Consider the following 8231-nt stretch of genomic DNA (forward strand, 5'->3'; position numbering starts at 1 on the left):
GGGCTTTGGTGCCCGACGGATTGGTGAGCGAAAGGTCACGCGGCGGTGTCACGCAGGACTGGCGGGCGGTGACACGCAGCGGCGTCGCGCAGATCGGTGGGCGGTCTCACGCGGCGGTGTCACGCATGTCGGGCGGGCGGGTGATGTGCGTGCGCCCAGAGGGGGTGGTCCACGTGCAGACCCCGTCTGGAGTCATCGTCACCCCCCAGCCGGCGTGGTGCTTGAAGCCATGGTGCGCGGGGCAGAGTGCCTGCAGATTCCCCTCCTCGGTCTGCCCGGCCGGAAAGGCCACGACGTGGTCGAGGTGGCACCGCCGAGCCTGCACCGAGCACCCGGGGAAGCGGCAGTGCCCGTCGCGCGCTCGCACCTTGGCCGCGAGCGCCGCATGCGGACGGTAGGTGCGCCACTGCGGGAGCCGCCCATCCGCCGAGCCCGGTGTCCCGTCGATGATCCGCACCCCCGTGTCGGGGTCGTTGAGCAAGGCGGCTACCCGGTCGGGCAGCAGCGCACCCGCTCCCGGCGTCTGGATCAGCCCCGGGACGAACCACACCGGCGCACCGGTGAGGTCAGTGACCCGTGGCGGCGGAGCCGGAACAGCTCCAGTCGTTGCAGTGGGATTTGCTGCAATCGGCGGACCAGGTTCAGCGCCGGGCTGCGGATCAGGATCCGTCGGTGGTCGTGGCGGCGGGCGGTGCGAGAGGAACGGATTGGCCTCCGTCTCGAGCCAGGCCCCCACCGATCGGCCATGGGCGCGCTCCAGCGCCCCCGCGTCGAGGGTGTGGCGCGTGACTGAGCCCAAGACCAGGTCGATCACGACCGCGTCACCACCCTGCGGAGGCTCGTCACCACCCTGCGGACGCATGGCTGCCTCAGCAGCAGTCCGCTCCCCGACCCGCTCGACGAACGACGGCGGCACGGTGCTCGCGACCGGCACCACGAGCTCGACCACCGTCTGCACCGTGGCATTGCCCAGCACCAGATCAGCCAACGCATCAACCCGCGCCTGCTCCACCGTTCGCCGCTGCCGCGGAGCCCCGGGCGCCACCGAACCGTCAGATGTTCCACGCACGGAACCAGCAGGATCAGCACCAGCATGATCAGCACCACCGGCAGCAGCCACACCCGCACGTTCAGCACCACTCGCGCGATCAGCAGCCAGGTACTCCTGCGCCAAGGCATCGATGGCGGCGAACATCCGCCGCGACACCTCGTCAGGCAGGTCCGCCGTCCACCGCATCACGCCAGCCACCTGCGACGCGCCGACCCGCAGGCATCGCCGCTTCGGCGCCCGGGCCTGACCCCGCGCGACCGACTCGGCGTCCGCCCGGGCCGCCGCAGACCGCGCCCGCTCGACCAGACGCGGCTTCGGCAACGCCCCCACGTCGCCGGCGAACAACCGCGCCTCGAACTCGACCAGGTGCTTGGCATCGACGTCAGCAGCAGCCGCCACCACGGCATCCACCCGCCACGGCTCCAGGTCGCCCGCCAGCGCCAGCCCCAACGTCGTCGGCAGCTCCATCAACCATCGTGCCCGGTTCAACCGCGTGCGCATCGTGCGCGGGCTGATCCGCAACTCAGGAGCCAACATCGAGGCCGCGACCTGCTCGGGTTCCGGCAGCGCTACCGCGCCGCGATCCCCGTGCCACACCCCACCAGCGGCCTCGACCTCCGCACGCTGCGCGTCACGCGCGCTCATCAGATCGGCCGCGTGGTGCTCCTGCGCATCGAGCACGTGCTCGGCGAAGCGGTCGACGGCCACCGCCTGCATCGCGACCGCCCACGACGACACCCGCTGGGTCGCCACGACCACCGCCTCGGCGGCATCCACGCCCAGCCCCGACACGGCATCCGCAGTCATCGTGGACAACAAGACCGCCAGTTCACCCGGCGGCGACTGCCGCACCTGGGTGACGCTCGGGAACCGGTCGATGTCCATGAACTGACACTACGGGCGACCACCGACAGGCCCTCTGACCTGCACGAACGACCGACGCCGAGCCCCGGCTCAGGCCAGCAGGCGGTACCCGATGCCCGGCTCCGTGACGATGTGGACGGGCCTCGACGGGTCCGCTTCCAGCTTGCGGCGCAGCTGGTTGCCGTAGACCCGCAGGTAGTTCGACTCCCGCCCGTACCCGGGCCCCCAGACGGCCTTGAGCAGGTCGGCCTGGGTCACCACCCGGCCGCGGTGCCGGGCCAGCTCACCGAGCAGCCGCCACTCCGTCGGCGTGAGGTGCACCGGCTCGCCCGACCGGGTCGCCGTCAGGGTCGCGAAGTCCACCGTGAACGACTCGGTCACCACCGCGGGGATGCCGCCCAGAGCATCGGCGTCTCCACCCCCACGACGCAGCGCCGACCGCACCCGAGCCATCAACTCGTCCATGCCGAACGGCTTGGTCACGTAGTCGTCGGCACCCTCGTCGAGCGCCTCGACCTTGTCATCGGACTGCTGCCGCGCCGACAGGACGACGACCGGCACCCGCGAGCGCGCCCGCAGGCGCCGCAGCACCTCAACACCGTCGAGGTCGGGCAGCCCGAGGTCGAGGATGACCAGGTCGGCAGGAGCGTCGTCGAGCGTCGCCAAGGCGTCGCGGCCGGTCGCCACCTCCTCGACCTCGTAGCCACGGGCCCGCAGGTTGATGCGCAGCGTGCGCCGGATCGTCTCGTCGTCGTCCACGACCAGCACCCGTTCACCCATCACGAACCTCCCTCGTCATGAACGGCCGCCGCGCTCGGCAGGTCGACCACCATGGTCAGGCCACCCCCGGGGGTCTGTTCAGCCGAGACCTCGCCGCCCATGGCCTCGGCGAGACCACGCGCGACGGCGAGCCCCAGCCCGACGCCGTCCCCCGCGGGAGCGTCGCCGTATCGCTGGAACGGTAGGAAGATCCGGTCGCGGCCGTCCTCGGGGACACCTGGCCCGGTGTCCACCACCCGCACCTGCACCCGGTCACCGAGCCCGCTCGTCGCCACCCGGACGGTCCCCGGCCGAGGCTGGTGGCGCACCGCGTTCTCGACGATGTTGCCGATGACGCGGTCGAGCAGCCCCGGGTCGGCGAGGACCAACCGCGCCGAAGGGTCCAGCGACCACGTGACCCGCTCGGGTTCGCCAACGCCCGCCACCGCCGCGGGGACGATCTCGCCGAGGTCGACGGGGCGCGGCGACGCCACGAGCGCACCGGCCTGCAGGCGCGACATGTCCAGCAGGTTGCCGATCAGCACGTCGAGCCGGTCGGCCGACTCCTCGATCGCCGCCTCGAGCTCGGCCTCGTCCTCCGCGGAGAAGATGACCTCCGTCGACCGCAGGCTGCCGATGGCCGCCTTGATCCCCGCGAGCGGTGTGCGCAGGTCGTGCGAGACGGCCGACAGCAGTGCCGTTCGCGCCGTGCTGTCCCGAGCAAGAGCGGTGGCTTCCCCGACCGACCGCTGGAGCGCCTGCCGCTGCAGGATGGCACCCGCGTGGGTGGCGAAGGCGGCGAGCAAACGTCGGCGGTCGGCGGGGAGGCGAACCCCGACGAGGACGAGGTCGTGGGCGTCGTCGGCCTCGGCCCGAGCCACGTCACCGGATGCCGGGAGCGCGCCTCCCGCTCCCACCTCGCCCGAGCGCGCCACCACCTCCTCGGCGTGCTCCGCGCTCGCGCGCCGCACGACGACCGCTTCCTCTGCCCCGAACATGTCGACGGCCCGGTCGAGCAGCAGGGACAGCTGGCCGGTGGAGCCGAGCAGGGTGTGCGTGAGCTCCGCGAGGGCCGCCGACTCCTGCTGTGCGTCGATGGCCGCCTCGGCGCGCCGGGCACTGCGGTGCACGACGAACGCGACGACGGCAGCGACGGCCACGAAGACGACGAGGGCGACGGCGTTGACCGGCTCGGCGATGGTGAGGTTGCCGACGGGTGACGTGAAGAACCAGTTGAGCAGCACCGAGGAGGACACCGCACCGACCAGGGCCGGCCCGATGCCACCGAGCAGGGCCACGAGCACGGCCAGCAGCAGGTAGAGCGGAACGGTGAGGGGCAGCCCCGGGTCCGTCGGCAGCAGCGTCAGCAGTGCCGTGAGCAGCACAGGGCCGATGAGCGCGGCGGCGTACCCGAGGCGCACGCGTCGCCCCGGCAACCCCGGGGCCGGCACCCTCCACCCACGACCGGCCGCGAACGAGTGCGTGACGACGTGGACGTCGATGTCCCCCGACCGCGCGATGACCTCCTCGGTCGTGCTCGGCGAGAGCAGGGTGCTCCAGCGCGCGCGACGCGTGCTCCCGATGACGACCTGTGAGGCGTTGACGCCGCGAGCGAAGTCCAGCACGGCATCCGGGAGATCGTCACCGCTCACGGTGTGGAAGCTGCCACCGAGCTCGTCGGTGAGCCGCCGCTGCTGGGCCAGCCGGGGAAGGTCCGGCCCGGCGAGTCCGTCGGCGCGCGACACGTGCACGGCGAGCAGTTCGCCGCCGGCCCCGCGGGACGCGATCCGGGCCCCGCGGCGCAGCAGCGTCTCCCCCTCGGCACCCCCGGACAGTGCGACCACGACCCGCTCCCGGGTGGGCCAGGTGCTCTGGATGCCGTGGTCGGCCCGGTAGCGCCCCATCCCCTCGTCGACCCGGTCGGCCAACCAGAGCAGCGCGAGCTCGCGCAGGGCGGAGAGGTTGCCGACCCGGAAGTAGTTGGCGAGGGCGGCGTCGACCTTCTCGGGGCGGTACACGTTGCCGTGGGCCATCCGTCGCCGCAGCGCCTCGGGCGACATGTCGACCAGCTCGATCTGCTCGGCCCGGCGGACGACCTCGTCGGGCACCGTCTCGCGCTGGACGATCCCCGTGATCGACTCGACGGCATCGTTGAGCGACTCCAGGTGCTGGATGTTGACGGTCGAGATGACGTCGATCCCTGCGTCGAGCAGCTCGTCGATGTCCTGCCACCGCTTCTCGTGGCGGCTCCCCGGGGCGTTGGTGTGGGCGAGCTCGTCCACGAGCGCCACCGCGGGCCGGCGGGTCAGCACGGCATCGAGGTCCATCTCGTCGACCGTCGCCCCCCGGTGGGTCACCACCCGCCGCGGCAGGACCTCCAGGCCGTCGAGCAGCTGGGCCGTGTGCGGTCGGCCGTGCGTCTCGACGAGGCCGACGACGACGTCGGTGCCCCGCTCGAGGCGCCGGTGGGCCTCGTCGAGCATCGCCACGGTCTTGCCGACCCCGGGGGCGGCCCCGAGGTAGATGCGCAACCGGCCGCGTCCCATGGCGACATTGTCACTGACGGGGCGCGACGGCATCCGCGTCTGCCAGGTCTGCGTTGAGTTCGGTGACGTTCACGCGGTCCTGCCCGAGGAAGCCGAGCGCGGCGCCCTCGGTGTGGTCGGCGACCATGGCCAGCACCTGCTCGAGCGGGATTCCGCGGGCGCCGGCGACGCGCGGCGCCTGGTACGCGGCGTACTCGGGCGAGATGTGCGGGTCCAGACCACTCGCGGATGCCGTGAGCGCGTCGGGCGGGATGCCCACGGTCGCGTCGGGGTTGGCAGCGCGCAGGGCGGTCTCCCGCTCGGCCACGGCGTCGGCCAGGGCCTGCGCGTTCGGGCCGAGGTTGGAACCCCCACTGGTGTCACCGGAGTGCTCGGACACCGACGGTCGAGCCTGGAACCACTGCGGCCCCTCGGCGGCCTGGCCGAGCAGGCTGGATCCGACGACCTCGCCGTCGACCTCGATGAGGGATCCGGCCGCCTGGTGGGGCAGGGCGATGCCCACGGCGAGGATCGCGGCGGGATAGATCACCCCCACGAGGACGGTCAGCACGAGCAGCGCCTTGACCGAGGCGAGGAGCTGGCGGGCGATGGCCACGGTTATCACCTGAGTCCGGGGAGGAGGGAGACGAGCAGGTCGATGAGCTTGATGCCGACGAACGGCGCCGCGAGGCCACCGAGGCCGTAGACGAGGAGGTTGCGACGCAGCATCCGGTGGGCGGAGACCGCGCGGTAGGCCACCCCGCGAAGGGACAGCGGGATGAGCGCGATGATGATGAGGGCGTTGAAGATGACCGCCGAGAGCATCGCCGACTCGGGGCTCGAGAGCTTCATGACGTTGAGGGCCTCGAGGCCGGGGAAGATGCCGACGAACATCGCGGGGATGATCGCGAAGTACTTGGCGACGTCGTTGGCGATCGAGAAGGTGGTCAGGGCGCCGCGGGTGATGAGCAGCTGCTTGCCGATGGCCACGACGTCGATGAGCTTGGTGGGGTCGGAGTCGAGGTCGACCATGTTGCCGGCCTCCTTGGCCGCCGACGTGCCCGTGTTCATGGCGACGCCGACGTCGGCCTGGGCGAGCGCCGGGGCGTCGTTGGTGCCGTCACCGGTCATCGCGACGAGCTTGCCGCCCTCCTGCTCGGCCTTGATCAGCGCCATCTTGTCCTCGGGGGTGGCCTCGGCGAGGAAGTCGTCGACTCCGGCCTCGGCTGCGATGGCCGCCGCGGTGCGCGGGTTGTCACCCGTGATCATCACCGTGCGGATGCCCATCTCCCGCAGCTGCTCGAAGCGCTCGCGCATGCCGGGCTTCACGACGTCCTTGAGGTGGATCACGCCGAGGGTGCGGGCGGGTTCACCGGGTCGCGACAGCGCCACGACGAGGGGGGTGCCGCCGCTCGCGCTGATGCCGTCCACCGCCTCCTCGAGGTCGTCCGCGACGCGTCCGCCGGATGCCTCGACCCAGGCGGCGACTGCTGAACCCGCTCCCTTGCGCACGCAGGTGCCGTCGGGCAGGTCGACCCCGGACATCCGGGTGGAGGCCGAGAAGGGGACGAAGTCGGCGCCGGCCCGGCGCAGCTCGGCGAAGGACCCGGTCGCCGGGTCGACTCCGCACGCGAGGGCGTGGTCGACGATGGAGCGCCCCTCGGGCGTCTCGTCGGCCAGGGAGGAGAGGTGGGCCGCCCGCAGCAGATCGCCCCGGCTGGCGCCGCCCAACGCCACGACATCACTGGCCTGCCGGTTGCCGAAGGTGATCGTGCCCGTCTTGTCCAGCAGCAGGGTGCTGACGTCGCCGGCGGCCTCGACGGCCCGGCCGGACATCGCGAGCACGTTGTGCTGCACGAGACGGTCCATGCCGGCGATGCCGATGGCTGACAGCAGCGCTCCGATCGTCGTCGGGATGAGGCAGACGAGCAGGGCCACGAGGACGACGAGCGAGAGTCGCTGACCCGAGTAGACGGCCATCGGCTGGATGGCTCCGACAGCCAGGACGAAGATCAGGGTCAACGTGGTCAGCAGGATGGTCAGGGCGATCTCGTTCGGGGTCTTCTGGCGGGCAGCCCCCTCGACGAGCGCGATCATCCGGTCGATGAAGGTCTCGCCCGGTCTGCTCGTGATCTTCACGACGATCCGGTCCGAGAGCACGGTCGTGCCTCCGGTGACGGCGCAGCGGTCCCCGCCGGACTCGCGGATCACCGGCGCGGACTCCCCGGTGATCGCCGACTCGTCGACGGTGGCCACACCCTCGACGACGTCACCGTCGCCGGGGATGACCTGGCCCGCCTCGACGACGACGAGGTCACCGAGCCGCAGATCGGTGCCGGGGACCACCTCTTCGCTGCCCTCACCCAGCAGGCGCCGGGCCGTGGTGTCGGTGCGGGTCTGGCGCAGGCTCTGCGCCTGCGCGCGACCGCGGCCCTCGGCGACGGCCTCGGCGAGGTTGGCGAAGAGCACGGTGGCCCACAGCCAGAGCGTGATCGAGACGGAGAACACCGACGGGTCGAGCACGGCGAGCACGGTGGTGAACACCGAGCCGACCCACACCACGAAGATGACGGGCGAGCGGAACGTGTGCCGCGGGTCGAGCTTGGCGAACGCCTGCGGCAAGGCGTCAACCGCGGTGCGGACCAGGACGAGGCTCATGACAGGGCCTCTGCGATGGGCCCGAGAGCGAGGGCCGGGAAGAAGGTGAGCCCTGCGACGACGACGACGGTGCCGGCGAGCAGGACGGTGAACAGGGGTGTGTCGGTCGGCATCGTCCCGGCGGTCACGGGACGCCGGCGTTGGGCTGCGAGCGCCCCGGCGAGGGCGAGGACGAGGACGATCGGGACGAACCGCCCGAGGGCCATGCACAGGGCCAGCGTGAGGTTGAGATACGGCTGGTCGGCGGCGAGCCCGGCGAAGGCGGACCCGTTGTTGTTCGACGCGGACGTGTAGGCGTACATCATCTCGGTGAGCCCGTGCGGCCCGTCGTTGTGCAGCCCGGCCAGGGACACCGGTAGCAGGACGGCGAGGCC

General features: G+C 72.0%; 6 protein-coding genes. All 6 read right to left on the reverse strand.

What is annotated here, in order from left to right; genetic code table 11:
- Nucleotides 1–106 precede the first annotated feature (106 nt).
- A complete protein-coding gene (locus PLL68_RS10705; protein ID WP_324533923.1) occupies nt 107–1936 on the reverse strand; it encodes an HNH endonuclease signature motif containing protein in 1830 nt (609 codons plus the stop codon).
- A 69-nt stretch (nt 1937–2005) separates the two neighbouring features.
- The gene (locus tag PLL68_RS10710) at nt 2006–2695 is read right to left on the reverse strand and encodes a response regulator (RefSeq protein WP_324533925.1); all 690 of its coding nucleotides are present in this window, start codon (nt 2693–2695) and stop codon (nt 2006–2008) included.
- Nucleotides 2695–5220, reverse strand: a complete 2526-nt coding sequence (locus tag PLL68_RS10715) for a sensor histidine kinase (RefSeq protein ID WP_324533927.1) — start codon at nt 5218–5220, stop codon at nt 2695–2697. The genes PLL68_RS10710 and PLL68_RS10715 overlap by 1 nt, the downstream gene beginning before the upstream one ends.
- Before the next feature lie 10 nt (nt 5221–5230).
- Nucleotides 5231–5815 (reverse strand): potassium-transporting ATPase subunit KdpC, encoded by a 585-nt coding sequence (gene kdpC / locus PLL68_RS10720; protein ID WP_324533929.1) that lies wholly within the window; start codon nt 5813–5815, stop codon nt 5231–5233.
- Nucleotides 5816–5820: 5 nt separating this feature from the next.
- Nucleotides 5821–7857 carry a potassium-transporting ATPase subunit KdpB gene (kdpB, locus tag PLL68_RS10725; RefSeq protein ID WP_324533931.1) on the reverse strand — a complete coding sequence of 679 codons (2037 nt, stop codon included), beginning with the start codon at nt 7855–7857 and terminating at the stop codon, nt 5821–5823.
- On the reverse strand, nt 7854–8231 hold a 378-nt coding region (locus PLL68_RS10730; RefSeq protein WP_324533933.1), incomplete at its 5' end, for a potassium-transporting ATPase subunit KdpA. The genes PLL68_RS10730 and kdpB, both read right to left, overlap by 4 nt.

The sequence above is a fragment of the Ornithinibacter sp. genome (assembly GCF_035443565.1).
In the GTDB taxonomy this organism is placed as follows: domain Bacteria; phylum Actinomycetota; class Actinomycetes; order Actinomycetales; family Dermatophilaceae; genus Fodinibacter.